Source organism: Marinobacterium ramblicola (assembly GCF_019084545.1).
GTDB classification, from domain to species: domain Bacteria; phylum Pseudomonadota; class Gammaproteobacteria; order Pseudomonadales; family Balneatricaceae; genus Marinobacterium_D; species Marinobacterium_D ramblicola.
The window spans coordinates 42,223-63,540 of record NZ_JAHREP010000008.1 but is presented as its reverse complement, the minus strand read 5'-3'; the positions used below and the strand labels follow the sequence as shown (position 1 = coordinate 63,540).

At 56.4% G+C, this 21,318-nt stretch carries 11 protein-coding genes; 5 read left to right on the top strand and 6 right to left on the bottom strand.

The annotated features are described in order from the left end of the window. Window positions 1-3: 3 nt before the first annotated feature. The 5 genes from KQ940_RS07865 to KQ940_RS07845 form a co-directional block, all read right to left on the bottom strand. Window positions 4-198 (bottom strand): putative motility protein, encoded by a 195-nt coding sequence (locus tag KQ940_RS07865; protein WP_217412886.1) that lies wholly within the window; start codon window positions 196-198, stop codon window positions 4-6. A 163-nt stretch (window positions 199-361) separates the two neighbouring features. Continuing rightward, complete coding sequence (locus KQ940_RS07860) at window positions 362-568, bottom strand: cold-shock protein (protein WP_188749857.1); 207 nt, start codon at window positions 566-568, stop codon at window positions 362-364. 243 nt (window positions 569-811) lie between these two features. After that, window positions 812-1,603 carry an SDR family oxidoreductase gene (locus KQ940_RS07855; protein WP_217412885.1) on the bottom strand — a complete coding sequence of 264 codons (792 nt, stop codon included), beginning with the start codon at window positions 1,601-1,603 and terminating at the stop codon, window positions 812-814. After that, window positions 1,593-1,829, bottom strand: coding sequence for a putative signal transducing protein (locus KQ940_RS07850; protein ID WP_217412884.1), 237 nt, complete (start codon window positions 1,827-1,829; stop codon window positions 1,593-1,595). Before KQ940_RS07850 ends, KQ940_RS07855 begins: the two co-directional genes overlap by 11 nt. Window positions 1,830-2,224: 395 nt before the next feature. Further along, a complete protein-coding gene (locus tag KQ940_RS07845) occupies window positions 2,225-3,112 on the bottom strand; it encodes a glycine betaine ABC transporter substrate-binding protein (RefSeq protein ID WP_217412883.1) in 888 nt (295 codons plus the stop codon). Between the two features lie 184 nt (window positions 3,113-3,296). On the opposite strand from KQ940_RS07845, the gene KQ940_RS07840 reads away from it, so the two are divergent. The 4 genes from KQ940_RS07840 to KQ940_RS07825 all read left to right on the top strand — a co-directional run bounded on the left by KQ940_RS07840 (window position 3,297) and on the right by KQ940_RS07825 (window position 15,891). Next, complete coding sequence (locus KQ940_RS07840) at window positions 3,297-8,195, top strand: PAS domain S-box protein (protein ID WP_217412882.1); 4,899 nt, start codon at window positions 3,297-3,299, stop codon at window positions 8,193-8,195. 16 nt (window positions 8,196-8,211) lie between these two features. Further along, window positions 8,212-9,405, top strand: coding sequence for an EAL domain-containing response regulator (locus tag KQ940_RS07835; protein ID WP_217412881.1), 1,194 nt, complete (start codon window positions 8,212-8,214; stop codon window positions 9,403-9,405). Window positions 9,406-9,412: 7 nt separating this feature from the next. Beyond that, entirely contained in the window at window positions 9,413-10,606 is a 1,194-nt protein-coding gene (locus tag KQ940_RS07830) for a response regulator (RefSeq protein ID WP_217412880.1), read from the top strand. 65 nt (window positions 10,607-10,671) lie between these two features. Then, window positions 10,672-15,891 (top strand): PAS domain S-box protein, encoded by a 5,220-nt coding sequence (locus tag KQ940_RS07825; RefSeq protein WP_217412879.1) that lies wholly within the window; start codon window positions 10,672-10,674, stop codon window positions 15,889-15,891. An 86-nt stretch (window positions 15,892-15,977) separates the two neighbouring features. Here the strand turns inward: KQ940_RS07825 and KQ940_RS07820 are convergent, their stop codons facing one another. Continuing rightward, the gene (locus KQ940_RS07820; RefSeq protein ID WP_217412878.1) at window positions 15,978-18,167 is read right to left on the bottom strand and encodes an OsmC domain/YcaO domain-containing protein; all 2,190 of its coding nucleotides are present in this window, start codon (window positions 18,165-18,167) and stop codon (window positions 15,978-15,980) included. A gap of 587 nt (window positions 18,168-18,754) precedes the next feature. Between KQ940_RS07820 and KQ940_RS07815 the strand changes: the two genes are divergently transcribed. After that, a complete protein-coding gene (locus KQ940_RS07815) occupies window positions 18,755-21,310 on the top strand; it encodes a thrombospondin type 3 repeat-containing protein (protein ID WP_217412877.1) in 2,556 nt (851 codons plus the stop codon). Window positions 21,311-21,318 lie beyond the last annotated feature (8 nt).

Below are 21,318 nucleotides of genomic sequence, written 5' to 3'. Positions count from 1 at the left end.
GAATCAGGCGTGAACGTCGATGTTCTGACCGAGCGGGCTGGATGGGTCAACCGGACGGGTGGAAGCGCTTTCTACCAGCTCTACCGCCAGTGCACCGTTGGTCTGCATCTGGTCCTTGACCATCGAATTGACTTTGGCGGCGTGTGCCTGCGAAGTCAGCGTCTGGCTCATCAGTGTGTCGATCGAGGAGATATCCATCGATAGAGACTCCATTTTCTGGTTTATCTGTCGCCAGTATACGACGTTTACTCATCGCTTACTAGCTGTGCGAAAACATCGTGACCTGATAGCAAAAAGGGAGCAAAACTGAGTTTCGCTCCCTTCTATCAAGTGGCTAGGGTCTTGCGACCGCTAAAACCGCTTAGATCTTTACGATGTTCTCGGCCTGAGGACCTTTCTGGCCCTGAGAAACGGTGAACTGTACGCGGTCGCCTTCGGCCAGCGTCTTGAAGCCAGAGCCGCTGATAGCGCTGAAGTGAGCGAAAACGTCCGGGCCGTTTTCCTGCTCGATGAAGCCGAAGCCTTTAGTTTCGTTGAACCATTTTACAGTGCCGGTAGTGGTAGACATGCTAATTTCCTGAATATCAATATTTTGGGTTGCCGTCTCGAACTCTCAGTCGAGTCTCGATAGGGCGGTCGTGCTTTGAAGTGGTGCCGTACTTATGAAGACAGGACGAACTACTACAGGCAGGGCGTCGAAATGGTTTGCATAAATATGAGACTTACTTACTAGCTGCGGTCAGTCTACAGGGCCCCCTGTAGGAGTCAACAAATACTTTTTATTTTTTATGGGCCCTGTCTGCAGCAACGCTTACCACACCGTTTTAATCAAACCACCGTCGACTGCCAATGAGACGCCGGTGATATAGCTGGCCGCATCGGATAGCAGGAAAGCACAGGCCCTGCCCACCTCATCGGCATCGCCAAAACGCCGCATCGGCAGTTGTGCGGCCATCTGTGCGTTGTGCTCCTCCAGGCTGATACCTTTCTTCTGTGCCTGCGCCTGGTTGGTACCGCGTAACCGGTCGGTATCGATCTTGCCCGGGATCAGCGTATTCAGGCGAATATTTTCGGCACCCAGCTGCTGTGACAGCGATTTGATCAGTGCGGTAACGCCAGAGCGCATCACGTTGGACAGGATCAGAATATCGATCGGCTCCTTCACCGACGAAGAGGTGATCGCCAGGATCGAGCCGCCGCCAGAGGCGCGCATGCTGGGGAGGACTGCACGGATCATGCGAACGGAGCTGAGCAGCGTCAGTTCGAATGCGCTTTGCCAGTCGTCATCGTCGAAACTGTCGAACTGTCCTGTGGGCGGTCCGCCGGCGTTCACCAGCAGACCTTTTACCGGTCCAAGATCCTTCAGCGTATCCTCTGCCCACTGGGCGATGCTCTGCGCGTCGCTGGCGTCGAAGCTATAGGCTTTCACCTTGGCGCCGGTCTCCTGCCGAATCATCTCGGCAGCCGCCTCGATCGCATCCTTGTCGCGGCTGGCCATCGACACGATCGCGCCTTCACGCGCGCACTCCAGTGCGGTTGCGTATCCCATCCCTTTACTCGCCGCCGCGATCATGACCACCTGGTCTTTCAGTTTAAGATCCATGTTGCTCCTCGTTTCGATTGTTGCGCTCGTACTCCTCGACCAGAATACGGGCCTCGAGAAAGTCTTCGTTACTGACCTGTACCTGGGCGAGATTGAAGGTGCCCACCTCGCCGAGCGCGCCCTGCAGGTAGTGCCCGGCTACATGGGCATCGATACCCTGGGCGCGCAACATGCCCGCCACGATGTGGGCTTCGGCGATATCCTGTGCGTGATAGACGATCAGCATATTGGCCTCGATAGTGTTTCACTTTTTACAGTGTAAACGACGATGAGGCCTATCTCTTCAATGAGCGACTCTGGCGTAACTTCGATTAAAATCATGTCCAGGTATTTACTTGTAACATATTGTTTTTAATAAATCATATGCCGTTCAATAATGATGTTCAGTCCAGGGTTTCGTAGCGACAGCACGTCTAACTACGAGAGTGGTAACAAAACCAAGTCTTAGAGATGGAAGTCTTGATCGTACCCGTTGAGCAGATCGCGGACACCCCTCGGCATTGGGTGCATGGGTGCCAATAACACCACGATTCGACGTCATCTCGGAAATCGGTCACGATGAAACGGAATGAGCGGCCTCGATGGGCCGGAGTACGCACGTTAATACATGCTGCCGCTCTGCTACATCAATCCACTATTTAATAAGAAGTTCTTAGCGACCTCTTCTTCCGAGATACGGTCAACATCAACAAGCGCATTGAGTGTCGACAGGGTCTCGTTATCCAAGTGCCTCGTCAGCGCACTGAGTTGTTTGGCCAGTCGAGGGTTTGCTGCGAGAGCTTCCTTGTGGACGACTGGCGCAAGTTGGTAAGCAGGGAAGAAGCCCTTGTCATCTTTGAGCAGGACCAGATCGAACGCCTTGTTTCGGCCATCGGTGGCGAACACCAGGGCGATATCGATCAGGCCTTCGTTCAGCGCCACTTGGGTCAGGCCGGTAGACAAGCGCATGATCCGGGAAGGCTCGATTTTGAAATCATAGGCTTTCTGCAATGCCTTCAGGCCATCGTCGCGTGCGTACCACTCGCCATTGGTCGCCAGTGTCAGTTTCCGGCCACCGTTCAGTGCCCGGGCCAGTTCGCTCAATGTCGTGATGCTGTATGCCTCGGTATCCGCCCGACGCATAGCCAGCGCGTAGGTGTTATTGGCTCGGGACGGTTCAAGCCACACCAGTGCTTTTTGAGCATCCAGAGCCTTGACCTTCTGGTAGACGGCGTCCGGAGAACTGAGTTTTGCGTCGACTTTGTTGTAAATCAGCAGTGCAGTGCCGGTGTATTCCCAGTACAGATCGACTTGGCCTTTTTCCTGGGCTTTACGCAAAGAGGTGCTGTCCATTCGAGGGGATCGTTCTACCTCGTAACCGAGATGCGCCAGGTACTGGGCCGTTATCTCACCAAGTAGCCGCTGCTCAGTGAACTCCTTGCTCCCGATGATGAGCGGAAACGCTTGCGCACCGGCAGCCACAATAGCGGCCAGTAAAGCGGCTCCAAGACAGGCGAACAACTTACGCATGGATGCTACGCCTTTGTTGTTATCGTGATGGTGCCAAACATGATGCCGATATTTCGCTCCATGGCAGGAGGACAACGATATCTTGATAAGTGTTAAGTTTACAGCTTTGATGATGTTGTTTTGATTCAGGCAACGATGGTCCCACATGCGACAACTGCGATGCGATAGATTGGGAAGACCTGCGGTGCGCACTGCCGCTGCTGTAACCATAGGGCTCAGCGTTTTCGCCCTGGTGGGCCAGTTAAGCGGCTTCACCCTCCTGAGTGAACTGTGGCCGGGTATTCGCCCCGTGCGCATGGATACGGCGATTGGACTCATGCTGGCCGGAAGTGCTCTCTGGCTTCAGGGATCAGAGACAACGACTCCCTATTCGCGCCTGGCTTGGTTGATGCCAATGGTCGTAAGCCTGTTGGGACTGGCAACGTTGGGCGGATATCTGTTTTCCTGGACAGGAGGGCAAACAGAGCGCCCCCTCGGTGAGTTCGGATGGCTGGAAACTGACGTCGAAGGACGCATGTCCCCCTATTGTGCCGTGACCTTTATGTTCTTGGGTGGCGCGCTGGCCGGACTGTCATGCCCCAGGCTGCGCGGACTGGTCAACCCGCTGGCGGCCCTCTCATTGATCCTCAGCATACTGTCTGCACTCGATTATCTGGCGGGTCGGTCTGGGATGTTCAGCCTTGCAAACCTGTCGCCCATGTCGTTAGTCACGGTAGTTGGCTTCCTGCTACTGGCGTCCGCGACTTTGCTGGCTAGCCTGCGAGACCCGGGGACGACCAGACGCAGTCAACAACAGATAGAAGTCAAAGTGCTGGCCGGATTTATCGCAATTTTCCTTCTGTTGGTCAGTGGCGGGAAATACACCTATCTGTTTGGTGAGGGCTTTGTCAATGCCGCGCAGAGAATCGCACGGATGCAGGAGTTTCGGGCCGAGCTCAACGCCTTCGGCGCGACCTTGGGCGAGATCGAAACAACCGAGCGGAGCGTCCTTCAACCGGATGCCGACCAGAGTGGTGCCAGGCTGCGGCTGCAACAAGATTTGCAGGTACAGATACAATACCTTCGAGCCTTGGTGTCAGACGACAGTCGACTCACCCGATTGGTTTCAGAGTTGGAATCGTTGACACGATCAGGGATGCACGCAATTTCTCCTGCAGCCGGGATAGTCGGGAGGCTGGACCGGCCTGACGGCCGTTCGTCATCGATAGGTGGTGGTACCATTGAGAGAGTCCGAGAGCTGCACAAGCGAGCCGGCTATCTGGACGATGTGGCCCGTCTGCGGATATTTCAGTACGGGGAGGAGGCGGTTTCTTACCGGCGCCTGTCGCTGCTCTTGCTGATGCTGACATTAGCGGGTTCCGCTATCTTTTCCGTCCTGCTGTTTCGCGGCATTCGAGCGGTGATGATTGAGCTGGCCGACGCTGAACTGTCGCTGGCGAACAGCGAGCGTTATGTTCGCGCCATCATCGAAAGTTCTCCCGACGTCCTCGTGGTGCTGAGTCTCGATGGCCGAGTCGAGCAAATTTTTGCACAGGGACGGACAAGCAGCGATGTTCAATCAGCGAACACTGCGATTGGATCAAACTGGCTGGAAAGGTACTGGCTGGGAGAGCATCGGACGGCTGCGGCCAAGGCGCTGGAGGAAGCAAGTCGTGGAGCGACTGGAGGCTTCGAAGGGCAGTACGTGCCACCCGAAGGGGCACCATCATGGTGGGAAGTGATTATCAGGCCTATTCTGGATACCGGAGGGAATCCAGAACGATTGCTGTGCGTTGCGCGAGATGTCACCGAGCGCCACCATGACCAGGCGCAGATTCGTCAACTCAATGACAATCTGGTGCGGCGTGTCGAAGAACGTACCGAGGAACTGCAGCGCCAGGTGGCGCTGAACCGACTGGTGCTGGACAACCTCGCGGAAGGTGTTGTCGCCTGCGGCCTGGACGGACGATTGACGCTGCTCAACAAAACTGTGCGCCGCTGGCATGGTATTGAGAAATACCCGCCGGAGTGCGATGTCCGGGATAACCTGTATGGGCCTGACGGTGTTACGCCTTTGGCTTACGAGCAAACGCCTCTCATACGGGCACTGGCCGGCGAACAGTTACACAATGTCGAAATCAACATCGTCGCCAAGGGAAAACCGAGGCGTATCGTGTTGGCCAGCGGTGGTCCCTTGTTCGATGCCGCCGGCACGAAGCAAGGCGCGGTTGTCACCCTGCACGACATTACCGAAATTCACCAGATCGCCCGGCGTTTCTCCGATTTGTTCGAGTTTGCGCCGGATGCCATCTTTATTACCAATGCCTCGGGAGAGATCTTACAGCTCAATCGGCAGGCGGAACTGCTGTTCGGCTGGGGGCGGGGCGAACTGTGCGGCCGAGCGATCGAAATCTTGATACCGGAGGGCTCCAGGGTAGCTCATCGCTCGGTGCGCGAGCAATATGTGGGCAGGCCGGAACCACGCTTGATGGGTGCCGGTCAGCGGGACAGCCTGCTGGGATTGCGAAAAGACGGTACAACCTTCCCGGTCGATATCAGCCTCAGTCCCATGCAGGCTGATGACAGTACCCTGGTACTGGCTTTTGTCAGGGATGCATCGCAACGCCGGCATTCCGAAGAAGTCATGCGCGAGGCCAATGCCATGCTGAACGCCATCGATGATGCGGCATTGATCTTTGATCCGGACAGCCTTCGGTTCAGCTACGTGAATGAAGGCGCAGTACGGATGCTGGGTTACTCACAGGATGAATGGGTACAGATGACACCTGTGGACGTTATCCCGGCCTTCGACGAACCCGCGTTGCGCACCAAACTCGAGCCGCTAAGGAGCGAGCGCATAAACCACCTGAGGTTCACCACCCAATACCGCCACCGGGACGGCCATACACTGTCCGTCGACGTCAGCATTCAATATTTGCTGATGCGGTCCGGACGAACCCGCTTTATTACCCTTGCCCGCGATGTGACGGAACGGGAGCAAGCCCTTCATCAGCTGCAACAGACCTCCGACAAGCTGACTCAGGCCAACCTTGCGGTCGAGCGGGAGCGCGAACGGCTGGCCGAGCGGGTGGCCGAACGTACCACTGAATTACGCGAGGCCAATCAGGCCCTGGCCTTGGCCAAGGTTGAAGCCGAACAGGCAAATCGCGCCAAATCGGCATTTCTCGCGACCATGAGTCACGAAATTCGCACGCCGATGAACGGCGTTATCGGCATGGTGGAAGTGTTGTCCCGCAGCGATCTGAAAGGACAGCAACGGGACGCGGTCAATACAATAAGGGACTCGGCGTTTTCACTGCTGGGCATCATTGATGACATCCTGGATTTTTCGAAGATCGAAGCCGGGCAGCTGCATATCGAGCACATCGAGGTATCGATCGCGGACCTGCTCGAAGGTGTCATAGGCTCGCTCGCCGCCATGGCCGCCGGCAAGGACGTCGATCTGTCCCTGTATATCGATCCGGCGATGCCGGTGCTTCTAAAAACGGATCCGACCCGATTGCGTCAAATACTCGTGAACCTGGTAGGCAATGCCATCAAATTCAGCAGTGGGCGGGAAGCCATCCGCGGTCGGGTACAGTTGAGAGTCGAATTCTGCGAGGGAGACCCTCGGCGGCTGCGCTTTCAGGTCGTCGATAATGGCATCGGCATGAACGCTGCGACGCTGGGCAACCTGTTCAGATTCTTCAGCCAAGGGGAGGTTTCCACAACCCGCCGATTCGGGGGCTCGGGTCTGGGGCTGGCAATCTGCAAGCGCTTGCTTGACATGATGCAAGGTACGATCGATGTCGACAGCTCGCCCGGGACCGGGGCGTGTTTCACTGTGACGTTGCCGATCGAAGTGGTGGACGTAATTGAACCGGATCGGGAGGCCCCGTTCGAGGATCTCTCGGGTATGAATATTGTGCTGGTGGCCGATGACGGCCAGGATAGCGACATCGTTCGCTCCTATCTCGAGCAGGCCGGAGCCCAACTGACGATGGTGCAGGATCAATCGCAGGCTGCACGATTGTTACAGCAAGGGCAAAAGGCTGACGTGGTTGTACATTGTATCGGACGTGAACGGGTTGAGGCCGATCAGCTGCAACAGGTCTTTATCGCCACGCCGAATCTGCCGCAGTTGCTGATCACCCGTAATCCACATCGACCGGAAGCAACGGCGCCGCAGGCTATTATCTATCTGGATGCTGTTCCCTTGTCGCGTCGCAGGATGTTACGTGCGCTGGCGACGCTGGTCGGCAAGGCGTCTCCGGAAATCGAATACGCTGATGAAGAGCTGAACCGGATGAGTGCCCGGATTGAACCTTTATCGATTACCGAAGCTCGGGCAAAGGGGCAGCTAATCCTGATCGCCGAGGATGATCACATCAATCAGAAGGTCATACTGAAGCAGTTGGAACTCCTGGGGTATACCGGTGAGCTCGCCCATAACGGACGGGAGGCCCTTACGATGTGGCAGAAAGGGGCGTATGGCTTGGTGTTGACGGATCTGCATATGCCGGAGATGGATGGCTATCAATTGGCCGAGGCGATTCGTAGAGAAGAGGGAGAGTCGGCGCATATCCCCATATTGGCACTCACTGCCAATGCGTTGCGTGGGGAGGAGGTGCGATCCTTGAACGCCGGGATGGACGCCTATCTGACCAAGCCGATTCGATTGTCGGCGCTTCATGCCGCCTTGCGTGAATGGCTCCCGTCTGCTGTTGATACGAATGTAGCGCAGCCAAGTGACGACGCCTCTCCCGAGGCCGTCGATATCAGTGTCGTGACCGATTTGGTGGGGGGCGACATGCCTATGGTGCGAGAGCTGATGGTGGAATATCGAATGTCGGCACAGCATCTGTCCAGTGAGCTTAAAAAAGCATTGGAGCAGCCGAATATTGCGCAGGTGGCGGCGATATCGCATAAGCTGAAGTCATCGTCGCGATCGGTTGGTGCCATCACCTTGGGGGATATCTGTGCTGAACTTGAAAACGCTTGCCGGTCTCAGGACCACCAGGCGATTGGAGAGTGTGCAACTCGGTTCGACACGGCAATGGCAGCTGTCGAGTCCTGCATCGATACCTGGCTTTCAGGAAAATAGTTTAAAGGGAGCGTTCATGAACATTCTGGTTATCGACGATGATGCTTTTGTGCTCAAGCTGTTGAAGCTGCAACTGGCGAATCTCGGTCAGCCGGAGGTAATGACCTGCGAAAGCGCCAACGATGCACTGGAGGCGCTGGCAGACCGACAGCAGATGGAGATCGTCTTCTGCGATATTCAGATGCCCGGAATGGATGGCGTCGAGCTGGTACGGCATCTGGCACATATGGAGTTTCAGGGCGGTCTGGTGCTGATGAGTGGCGAGGACGAGCGTATTTTGTCGACCGTCCAGTATCTGGCACAGGCTCATAGACTGAAGGTGCTTGGCGCCCTGCAAAAACCCATTACGCCGGTTCAGTTGCGCGGGATTCTGCAGGGCCAGGCTTCGCCCGCTGCGAAACCCCGAAGGGCGGACAGAAAGATATATTCCGTCGAGGCGGTAGCGAGCGCGATCGAGAATGGCGAGCTGATCAATTATTATCAGCCCAAGGTGTCGATGTGCAGCCGCGAGGTGGTGGGGGTCGAGGCGCTGGTGCGCTGGCAGCATCCATATGATGGGCTGGTGTTTCCCGACCAGTTCATCTCTACGGCTGAGCAGAATGGTCTAATCGACGACCTGACCCGGCTGGTGCTGCTCAATGCGTTGCGACACTGCCGAGACTGGCAGGCCAGCCAGCTACGACTGAGTGTCGCGGTCAATATTTCGATGAGTAATCTGGTATCGCTGGATTTCCCGGATTTTATTGTCAAGGCGGCACAGGATCTGGATTTCGATCTGTCACTGCTGATCCTGGAAGTGACCGAATCGCAGTTGATGCAAAATCCGTTGACGGCGCTGGACATTCTGACCCGGCTTCGACTCAAGAACATTACGCTGTCGATCGACGACTTCGGCACCGGCCATTCAACCCTGACCCAGTTACGGGACATTCCCTTCAATGAACTGAAAGTCGACTCAGGCTTTGTGCACGATGCCGGCGATAACGCATCGTGTCGGGCGATCCTGGAGGCCAGTCTCGATTTGGCTCGCCGGTTGGGGATGAAATCGGTCGCCGAAGGCGTGGAGAACCTTGCCGACTGGCATTTCCTCTCCCGCCTGGCTTGTTGTGATGTGGCGCAAGGCTACTTTATCGCCAAGCCTATGCCGGCGCAGACGCTCCCGTCCTGGATACAGGAGTGGCAGGTCCGCCGGACCGGATTGACGGAGTGACGGGACGATGAGCAATAGAAGCATCCTGATTGCCGCCGAGGACGTGGATGATGCCGAGGTCATTTTCGAAATGCTGCGTCGGGAGTTCGACAATCTGGCGGTCTCCACCGACCCGGACAAGGCGGTCGAGGACTTCGAGGCGCATTGCCCCGCCGTTCTGGTACTGGCTTTTACCAGTTTGGCGAAGGCACAGGCGTACTACCTCGGGCTTTATCGATTAAGCACCCAGGTCCATACCATGGCTCACAGGACCGTCATCCTCTGCAGCAAAGGGGAATTGGAGCAGGTCTATGCGCTGTGTAAAAAGGGTTATTACTCAAATTATGTTCTGTTCTGGCCCTTGGGCTACGATTCGACACGGCTGGCCATGGAAGTTCATCATGCCCTGGAGCAGATGAGTACCGGTGAAGAGGGTAGCCCCACTCCTGCTGAATTTGCCGCCCAGGCCCGGCGAATTGCCGGCCTGGAAGCCCTGCTAAAGGAAAACATGGCCAAGGGCAGTGAGCATATCGACCTTGCCGGCCGGTCATTTGACCAGGCCGGCGAAAAAATCACCGTCGCACTGAATGGTTTTACCCAGCGCTTGGCTGAAGATCGAAGTGCCGGGGCGACCGGCAGTTGGGACCGCGCTACCTATGAAGCCGTGATCGACCGTCTGGCAAAGGATCTCGAGCAACTTAAACGGGAAAAAATTGGCCAGAGCCTCGACTCGGCCAAGGCCTCCATCCAGCCGATGCGACAGTGGGCTGAACAATTCAAGCAGGAGCTGGAGCCCCAGCTCGAGTCTGTCAGGGCGATACAGAAAATGTGCGAAGCCGTGCGGCCTCTGGTATTGGTGGTCGATGACGATGACTATCAGCAAAAGTTGCTGGGTCAGATACTGTCCGGGGCCGGTGTGGAACTGCTGTTCGCATCTTCCAGCAATGAGGCGCTCTCGCTGTTACATCGTCGCCGTCCCGACCTGGTGCTAATGGACGTCGGGCTGCCGGACGTCAACGGTATCGAGACGACGCGTCGGCTGAAATCCGTCAAACGTTTCGCAGCCATTCCCGTTGTGATGATTACCGGGCACCATGGCCAGAAAGAAGTTGTGATCCAAAGCCGTAGGGTGGGCGCCGCCGATTTTGTAGTCAAACCAATCGATAAAGCTGTGCTGCTTCGCAAAATCGACACTTATCTGAAAGCAAGCGACTCCGGTTGAATCATTGACCATCCGGCCCATGCCGTTTTTTGTGCGTTTGCTTCCGTTCACCAGGGACGATGGAGATGACACCCTTGCCAGGTCATCAAATTGTACACTCCCGGCAACCCAACGCGTTGCCCCGCACCCGCGGCTGGCAAATCCTGCTTCTGGCCGGCGTTTATCTGCTGTTGGCGCAATTGAGCCTCTGGCTGGCCCGCCCGCCGTCGCTGGCGGCGCCGTTCTGGCCGGCCGCCGGAGTGGCCGTGGCCGCGATCATGTTCTGGGGGCGGGGCTGCTGGCCCGGCATCTGGCTCGGAGCCTTCCTGTCATCGATGCTGAGCCGGGGCTCGCCTGAGTTGGGCGATCCAAGTACGTCAGTGCTGTTGTCTGCGACCTTTGCCGTTGGCGCCAGTTCACAGGCTCTCGTTGGCAGTCAGCTGCTGCGACCCGCGGGACAAGTCCTTACCACGACGGCCGGCAAAACACCGCTGGTGACGCTGTTGACGATAGGTGGCCCCGTTGTCTGTATCCTGTCCGCGACCGTCGGAACGGCGGGACTGTACTGGATTCAGGGCCTGCCAGCCGAAGCGCTGCTGGCCATTTGGATAACCTGGTGGGCGGGGGACAGTCTCGGGGTGCTGCTGGTGGTGCCGGTTCTGGCAAGCTGGCGTCTGCTCCGGCTGCGCGAATCGCGAAAGATGCTGCAGTTCATGCTGCTTCCGGTGCTGACCGCGGCGCTGGTGATGACCGGTTACTACTGGCTGGCACGAGCTGAACAGATCGGCTATCAACAAGAAATAGCGGCAGGTAGTGAATATCTGCGTGATCAGATCAACAGCCGAGTCAGGCAACAAAATCAAGCCGTCGAAGCCATTGCCGATCTGTTCGCCACCGACACCGTCGTGACGGCGGAGGCATTCAGGCGCTTCACGCACCGGGCGCTCAATCAAGACAGTATCGCTTGGCTGGCCTGGGCTGCTCTGGAAGCGCCTGGTACCGGGCTGAATTCAGAACCGACCGTATCGGCGGCATCCGGGCAGCTGCCCGCTGTCAGCCTCCGTCTCCTGGCCAAGAAACCCGACCGACAGGTGACACCCGGGCTGGATATTGCAGCGGATCCGGTTTATCACGACGCAGTCAGGCGTGCACTGGTTACCGGTGGACCGGTACAGTCGCTCGTCAGACAATCCACGACGGGGGCGCTCGAGCGATTGCTGCTGGTACCGCTGTTCCGGGCTGAGTTCGATCCGTCTCAGGCCAACATGACAGCGCGGCAAGCTGCGCTGCGTGGATTTGCCGTCGGCAGTCTGTCCATTGACGGGCTAACCTCATCGATTCCCGGCCATTTACGACAGCACCAGCTGGCCGCCCGCCTGATTCAGCAGGCGACATCGGGCCGCGCACCGGTTTCATTGTTCCAGCAGGCGGTTCCGGTGCGAGAGCCGGACTGGGTGGGGCAACTGGATGACCCTTTGGGGCCGGTTATGCAACTGCAGACCTGGTCGCTGATGCCCTGGGAACCGGGTCAGTCCGTGCCCATGCGGGTTTACCTGGTGGCCGCTGTGCTGGTGTTGCTGTTTGCGACCCTGCTGGTGCTGATTGCAGCCAGTCAGCATGTCAGAGTCCGTCGCGATGTCGAACGCCGAACGGCCGAGCTGACGGCGGCGCAGACCCGTTTGCGATCCATTCTGGACAATATGGCGGTTATGGTTGCGGAGCTCAGTCCTGCTGGCAACATCGTTGAAATCAATCGTACGGCGCTGAATGCCATCGGCCTGCCCCGTGACGCCGTGATCGGACAACCGTTCGATCAGCTTGATGGGTTCGCTTGCACGCCGGACGTACAGGCGCGGATTCGAGAGGACCTATGCCGTGCCGGCAACGGCGAGAACATTCGGCATGATCTTGATTTTCGTCTCGCTGATGGTACCAGTATCACGCTGGATTTCCGCCTCGTACCGGTTACCGATGAGCAGGGCGAGGTCGTCAAGCTCATTCCATCTGCGGCCGATATCAGAGAACGACAGCGCAGCGAGCGGGCACTGGCCGAGAGTCGGGCGCAGTTGCAGCGGGTGATCGAGGGTAGCAGACTGGGCTTCTGGGACTGGGATCTGGTCCGCAATGTCGTAACGTTCAGCGGGACCTGGGCTACCATGTTGGGTTATCACCCGGACGAGTTGTCACCGGCCTACGAAACCTGGCGCGAGTTGATCCATCCGGACGACAAATCGCGGACATTGCGCGCATTCGATGACATGCTGTACGGCCGTAGCGATCATTACGAGGCCGAGCATCGCCTGCGCACCAAATCCGGAGACTGGCGATGGGTACTCTCGAGAGGCAACATCATCAGTCGAGACCGTGACGGCTCGCCTCTGTTCGTTTCGGGTATCCATACCGATATCCACGGCAAGAAAGAGCTTGAGCTTGCGCTGAAGGATCGCGAGACGCAACTGCAGGATATCAATGCCAATCTCGAGCAACTTGTCGCCGAGCGCACAGCACAGCTTTATGAAAGCGATCGCTTCATGCGTGCCTTGCTTGATGCCCTCAGCGCCCATATTGCCGTCCTGGATGAGTGGGGAGTAATTGTTGCGACCAACGAGTCATGGCGTAAGTTCGCTGCCGCCAATGCGGAGTCGCCGGAGCGGGTTAGTGAGGGAATCAACTATCTCGAGGTTTGCGATCGCTCCGGTTGCGAGGGCGCCGAGGTCGCAGATCTGGTGCGGCAGGTTATCCACGGAGAATGCAGCGAAGGCAGTTTCGAATATCCTTGTCATGCCCCCGATGAGCCGCGTTGGTTCATGTGCCGGGTCACCCGGTTCCAGGGAGATGGGCCTGTCCGCGTGGTGCTCGCACATCAGAATATCACTAAGCGTAAATTGGCCGAGCAGACGACCCGCCAACTGGCGGACGAGTTGCAGGCGACACTTCAGGCGGTTCCCGATCTGTTGTTCGATCTGGACGAGCAGGGCAGGTATCACCAGGTCTGGAGCAGTGATGATTCGCTGCTGGCAACACAGAAACCGACATTGCTGGGACGGCAGGTAAACGATGTCTTGCCGCCCGAGGCTGCACAAACCGTGATGCAGGCGATACAAGCCGCGATCGAGACCGGACACGCCCAAGGCCATCAGATCCGTCTCGACCTGCCACAGGGACCCTGCTGGTTCGAATTGTCGGCGGCTGCCAAACGCAGTCAGACCGAAGGGCCAAAAAGGGTGATGATGTTGTCACGGGATATCACCAGCCGCCGCCAGGCCGAAGACTCTTTGCGCCAGTTGAATGATGAACTGGAGCAGCGAGTACAGAGTCGGACCGAGCAGTTGCGCCAGGCGCAGACGGAGGCCGAACAGGCCAACCAAGCCAAGTCGGCCTTCCTGGCTACCATGAGTCACGAAATACGCACGCCCTTGAACGGCGTGATAGGCATGGTTGATGTTCTGGAGCAGACCAATCTCGAGCGGCACCAATTGGATATGGTCGAGTTGATTCGGGTTTCGGCCCTGTCCTTGCTCGACATCATCGACGACATTCTCGACCTTTCCAAGATCGAGGCGGGTAGCCTCGAAATGGAGCGGGCACCCTTCCCGGTGGCGGCTGTGGTCGAGAAGACCTGTGCCATGCTGGATACACTGGCGGCCAAAAAGGGAGTGGAACTGACCCTGTTCACCGATCCAAATCTCCCTGACGAGGTGCTGGGCGATGAGTTGCGTGTCCGCCAGATACTGCTCAACCTGACCAGCAACGCCATCAAGTTTTCCAGTGAACGCGACCCCGGCCGCGTTTCGGTGCGGGCACAGGCAATCGCAGACAACGCCATCCGGGTCAAGGTGGCCTTTCAGGTGGCGGACAACGGCATCGGTATGGATACGGAAACCCGGTCCGGGCTGTTCACGGCCTTCAGGCAGGCGGACGCCTCCACCACTCGACGATTCGGTGGATCCGGACTTGGACTGGCCATCACTCACCACCTGGTCACGATGATGGATGGAGAGATTCAAGTCGAAAGCGAATCTGGGGAGGGCTCCGTCTTTACCGTGACGCTGCCGTTCGACCTTGCCTCCGAAGCAGATGAAAACGCATCGTCTCCCTCCTTGGTCGGCGGGCTGGAATGCCTGGTTGTCGGTTCGGACAGCAGCATGGCGGACGACTTGATCGTCTATCTGACGTACGCCGGTGCAAGTGCAACGAGGATAGCGGATATACAGACGGCGCTCGACAGCCTGGGCGAATCAGTAGCGTCGCGACCACCGGTACTGGTGATCGATGCCGAAGGCCCATCGGCACGGATCTTGGCTCGTTTGCACCAGTTATCGGGTGCCGATGAGGTCCACTGCGTGGTCATCGAGCGCGGACAACGACGTCGCCCTCGCTTGAATGATTCCAGTTGGATCATGGTGGATGGCAACGTCCTGACCCGGCAGACGTTACTGTCGGCCGTCTCCTTGGCCAGTGGCCGCTTGCCGATCGAGCAACAGTGGCAACAGCCGGGCCATCTCCGGGTCAAGGTCCGCCCCCCGACCCGTGAAGAAGCCTTGCAGCAGGGCCGGCTCTTGCTGGTCGCCGAAGACAACGAGGCCAACCAGAAAGTGCTTGCACATCAACTCGCCCTGCTGGGGTATGCGGCCGATATCGCCGAAAATGGACATCGGGCTTTGGCGTTGTGGCGCAACGGTGACTATGCGCTGTTGCTGACCGACCTGCATATGCCGGAAATGGACGGCTATCAATTGTCGACCGCCATCCGTTCAGAGGAACGAAACGATGACCATAAGCCGATCATTGCCTTGACCGCCAATGCGCTGAAAGGGGAGGCCAAGCGCTGCTTCGATGTTGGTATGGATGATTACCTGACAAAGCCGGCACGGCTGGAGGAGCTTCATTCGGTGCTGGAACGCTGGATGCCGGGAGGCGCCCCGGAGCCGATTGATACCTCAATGGAGCGCGATAGGGCGTTGAGTTCGTCATTGCATGCCGCAGTCGATACGTCCGTGCTCGAAGGGTTGGTGGGGGATGATCCTGAGGTGGTGCACGAATTCCTGCAGGAGTTCTACCGATACGGGATAAAGGCCGCCTATGAACTGAATCGAGCCTTTGAAAGTGGCCAGGTGCAGGAAGTTGGTGCGCTGGCACACAAATTGAAATCATCTGCCCATTCCATCGGTGCCCTCCGGTTGGCCGAGTGCTGCGATGAGCTGGAGAAGATAGCGAACGCAAAGGGCACAACCCGGCTTGTCGAGCTCATGGATAGATTCAACACCGAGATGGCGGACGTCAAAGCATTTCTGGAGAGGCGATGATCCAGCTAAACTTTTGCTAGTTTCTGTCTCTTGGGCAGGGCTTTGCTACCGCAGGACACACTTTTGCCCCTGAAACGGACATGCAATTACCGAGAATGACATCTGGCACCTCTGGCCTTGTGCAGCTTCTGATAGCTCTCGATCAGCTTCTGGTGCCGATCCAGCCCCTCCAGTTTCATGCTGGTTTTGGTCAGGCCGTAAAACCTGACATCACCGGTAAGTGATCCGACCACGTTGTCCATCCGTTCCTCGCCGAACATCCTGACCAGATTCGGCAGATAGTCTTCGAGCTCCAGTTCGTCATCCAGTGCGATATCGAGTACCACGTTGACCGCCTGATAGAACAAGCCGCGGTCGACGGTGTTGTCGTTGAACTGCAGGTAGTCAGAGACCAGATCCTTGGCCTCTTCATACATCTGCAGCGCCAGATAGATCAGGATCTTCAACTCGCCGACGCAGAGCTTGCCCCAGACGGTGTTCTCGTCGAACTCGATGCCGATCAGGGTTGCGATAACCGTGTAGTTATCCTCTTCGCTCTCCTCTAAACGTACGACCAGGTCTTCGAGTTCATCGTCGTCGAGGGAGTGGATGTTCAGGATATCCGCTCTGAAGGCGAGGGCCTTGTTGGTGTTGTCCCAGATCAGATCCTCTACCGGATAGATCTCGGAGTAGCCGGGGACCAGTATGCGACAGGCAACCGCACCGAGCTCCTCGAAAGTGGCCACGTAGACCTCTTTACCCAGCTCGCGCAGAATGCCGAGCAGCGTTTCGCTCTCCTGCTCGTTAGTGCCGGAGAAATCCCATTCGCAGAAGTCGTAATCCTGCCTGGCGCTGAAGAACTTCCACGAGATCACCCCGGTCGAGTCGATGAAGTGCTCGACGAAGTTGTTCGGCTCCGTGACGGCCAGGCTGTTGAAGGTCGGCGGCGGTACGTCGTTCAGCCCCTCGAAGCTGCGCCCCTGCAGCAGCTCGGTCAGGCTGCGCTCCAGCGCGACCTCGAAGCTTGGATGGGCGCCGAAGGAGGCAAACACGCCGCCGGTTCGCGGGTTCATCAGCGTCACGCACATCACCGGGTATTGCCCACCCAGGGAGGCATCCTTGACCACCACCGGGAAGCCCTGCTCCTCCAGACCCTGTATCCCCTCGAGGATGCGGGGATACTTCTCCAGCACATGCTGAGGCACGTCGGGCAGCACGATCTCCTGCTCGATGATCTGCTTCTTGACCGCGCGCTCGAAGATCTCCGACAGGCACTGCACCCGGGCTTCGTAGATATTGTTGCCGGCGCTCATGCCGTTACTGACGAACAGGTTCTCGATCAGGTTGGAGGGGAAATAGACCACCTCGTTATCGGACTGGCGGACGTAGGGCAGGGCGCAGATGCCGCGCTCGATGTTACCCGAGTTGGTGTCGATCAGGTTGGAGGCGCGCAACTCATTATCCGGGTCGTAGATCTCCAGGCACCACTCGTCCAGCAGCCCCTCGGGCAGTGCGTCGTCGGGTCCCGGTTTGAACCACTTCTCATTGGGGTAGTGAACGAACTCGCTATTGGCGATCTCCTCGCCCCAGTAGTGGTCGTTATAGAAGAAGTTGCAGTTGGCTCGCTCGATAAACTCGCCCAGCGCCGAACACAGGGCGCTCTCCTTGGTTGCGCCCTTACCGTTGGTAAAGCACATGGGGGATGCCGCGTCGCGGATATGCAATGACCAGACGTTCGGGACAATATTGCGCCAGGAGGCCACCTCGATCTTCATCCCCAGCTCGGCGAGCACGCCGGTCATATTGGCGATCGTTTTCTCCAGCGGCAGATCCTTGCCGAGGATATAGGTGCTGGAGTCCTCGTGTGCCTCATCCAGGTAGATCAGCGCGGACTCTTCATCCAGGTTGTCGACCGCCTCGATCTTGAACTCGGGTCCCTGCTGCACCACCTTCTTCACAGTACAGCGATCGATCGACCGCAGAATCCCCTGGCGATCCTTCTCGGAGATATACTCCGGCAGCTCGACCTGGATCTGGAAGATCTGGTTGTAGCGATTCTCCGGGTCGACGATGTTGTTCTGCGACAGGCGGATATCCTTGGTCGGAATATCGCGCGCCAGGCAGTAAACGCGCACGAAGTAGGCCGCGCACAGCGCCGACGAGGCCAGAAAGTAGTCGAATGGACTCGGCGCGGAGCCATCGCCCTTGTAGCGAATCGGCTGATCGGCGGTAACCGTGAAGTCGTCAAACTTCGCTTCGAGCCGAAGGTTGTCTAAAAAATTTACTTTGATTTCCATCGGAATGATCGTTTTAGGTCAGTCGGTCTGCGTGGTATGCAGGGCGCGGGAAAAAGGCTGCCATGGTAACACGGCCGGTAGCGTTAAGCAGAAGAAAAACCGTAACTTCCTGATGAACTGTAACCCTGCCCCGAATTCTATGCTGTGGCTGTCGACCGGAGTGATTTCGCAACATGTGTGTCGTCCGCTACGGTGAACCTCGTCTCTGCTCGGTGTAATGCCTTGTCGTTCGCTGTTGGTGTCTAGCTGTAATCTTCTGTTTACAGGTGCGACCAGATAGCTCGAATGCTGTGGTCAGATATCTTGATACCCTCTAATGATTTGAATTATAAGGGGTAATTAAGTGTGGTGTCGGGATGGTTAGGTGGACGATGAAACGGAAGCAGATACCGGAGTGTAACGTTTGCTGACGTGCTTGGACCATCTGCAAGAGATGCACGATATCGACAAAATAAAAATTCATTTAAATCAATCGATTGGGTTAATTCCTCGTTGGTATGGAATGACCTCTGCATAAGACCGGCCAGATATCCGAATTTGGACAGAATTTTTAAAGAAAATCAGAGGCCGGTTCGATGAGCGTTTATATGAAATCGACGCATTTTAAATGCCTGGTTAAAAGTGTTTTAAATACCGTGCCATGCAGTGTCAGCTTGCTATTGACCCTATCGGCCTCGGTCTCAGTTATCGCAAACCCTATTATCCAAACCTACGATAGGGTAGGTGAGGGATTGTATTCAGACTATACAGAAGACGGCACCTTTTTTACCGGGTACGATCTGGATATTCGTGAGATACCTCAACTGACGGGGAATAATGCGGTCAGACCGTTGGATACGTTTGCACCGCTGGTCATAGTGGCTCCAGGCTGTCCATCCAGTAATGTTTTTCCAGATCAACAACTATTCACGCTAATCGAAACATCTTTGGTAAAAAATGACGAGGCCGATGGTGAACTGGTTTTTGTCGGAATTAAATCGGATGGAGAGCAGGTTTTCTTTACTATACCGTCTGATGGATTTCCCGTCGGAGATAGGCAACCCATCGGCGTTCCTCCTGAGTTTCAAGGTGTTCAATCGATCGAGATTTACGGCTTCGAACAGACACCGGCAGTATTCATAGATGATCTGGTGCTGGAATGCGCAGGTGATGTTGTGCCCGACTCTGATGGAGATGGTATCGAGGATGCCGTCGATAACTGTGTAACAACTTATAATCCGAGGCAAACAGATCTGGATGGCGACGGTCTCGGAGATCTGTGTGATTCGGATGATGATAACGATGGTCTCGATGATATCGGGGACAACTGTCGCTACCTCTTTAATCCAGATCAAGCCGATATCAACGGCGATGGATTTGGGGATGCCTGTGTTGATCCTGACATGCAGAAACTTTATGCAATTACCTCGTTTTCCGATCTGTATGTAATTAACCAATCGAATGGTCTGGCAACTTACATCGGTAGCACCGGTTTTGCTCAGAACAATATCATAACCCTCTCTACCGATCCGACGGATGGAAAACTGGTTACCTTTCAGCGGCTCACTCACGATATTCTAAGGATCGATGTATCGAATAGTGAAACCAGTGTGATAACGATTACCTCCTCTGACGTTAATTTGCACCGAATCGCATTCGATATATATGGCGCCCTTTATGGTATCGATGGCCATTTGGATGATATCGCCATATATGATCTTGGATCAGGTGATAAGACCTTTTTAAATGTAGTACCTTTCCCATTTACCAGTGGAGCAGCAGTCAATAACGCGGACGTACTGTTCGTAATCGATGGAGAGAGTTCCGATTTGGCGATAGTTGATAAAGTGAACGGGTCTTCATTAACTTTATTCAACTTGGGCAGGGCAGTATGGCAGGGACTCGCATTTGATCAGCAGGATATACTCTATACGACTCAACGGCCAAACGGTGTCTCTTACCTCTACCAGATCGACCTTGATACTGAACAGACGACACCCGTTGGGCAGATTAAGGGTTTCGTGAAAGCGATGGATAGCATAACGGCGCTTGCCTTCGAGCTGCCTTCGGTTACTGAAAACAGATCTCCGGTTGCAGATGCCGGAGCGGACCAGTCTCTGGAGTGTACCGGCGAATCGACTCCGGTACTGCTCGATGGCTCCAACTCCTACGACCCGGATGGCGATGCATTAACCTATCTGTGGAGCAATGGCGCTACCACCGCCGTCGCCGGCGCCAGTTACACAGTTGGTATTCGGGATGTCGAGCTGACCGTTAGTGATGGCCTGGAAAGCGATACCGACAGTCTGCTGGTGACAATCTCCGATACGACTGCACCCGACGTGAACGCCGGTGCTGATGTTAGCCTGGAGGCCACATCTGCAGCCGGGGCTGATCATAACCTTCAGCCTATCGTTAATGATCTCTGTGACACGACTCCAGTGATCGTCATTGCACCGTTGCTTGCCACCTACCCGCTTGGAACTACGCTGGTGTCCGTCACGGCAAGCGATAACCTATCCAACAGCGCGAGCGATGAGGTGGTGGTGACAGTGGAGGATACGACGCCACCGCTACTCTCAGTACCTCCGGATATGACAGTAGAGGGCAATGCCAATGGTGCGTTTGTCGATATAGGGGTGGCGGTGGCCGACGATCTGGTTGACGGAACGCCATGTTGTAGCCCGGTGAACGACGCACCGGCCGATGGTATATTTCCCCTGGGGGTCACCGAGGTGGCCTGGGAGGTAAAGGACAATGCCGCCAACAGGGCTTCAGGCGTTCAGGTCATTACCGTCGTGAAGAAGCTCGCCGATCCGTCCGAACCCGGAAGATTGGAAGTCGACCCACAAACGGATATACGTTCGAGCGGGGCAATTGGTGGCCCGTTTACGCCCGACTCACAGGATTTTAACCTGGTGAATCCGGGCGGTGGCGCGGTTGACTTTACCGCAACGAGCGATGTCGACTGGCTTGTGGTCGGTACCCAATCCGGCTCGATACCAGCGCAGAGTGGCACCTTGGTCAATGTAAGGCTCAAAAGCAAGGCTTCTACACTCAGTCAGGGCCGGTATACGGGCACGATTCGCTTCACCGATGTTACGGATCCGGCCAATCCTGTTGAGACTGCGGTTAAATGGGTTTTGACGATCAGGCGGAAATAGTCGACCAA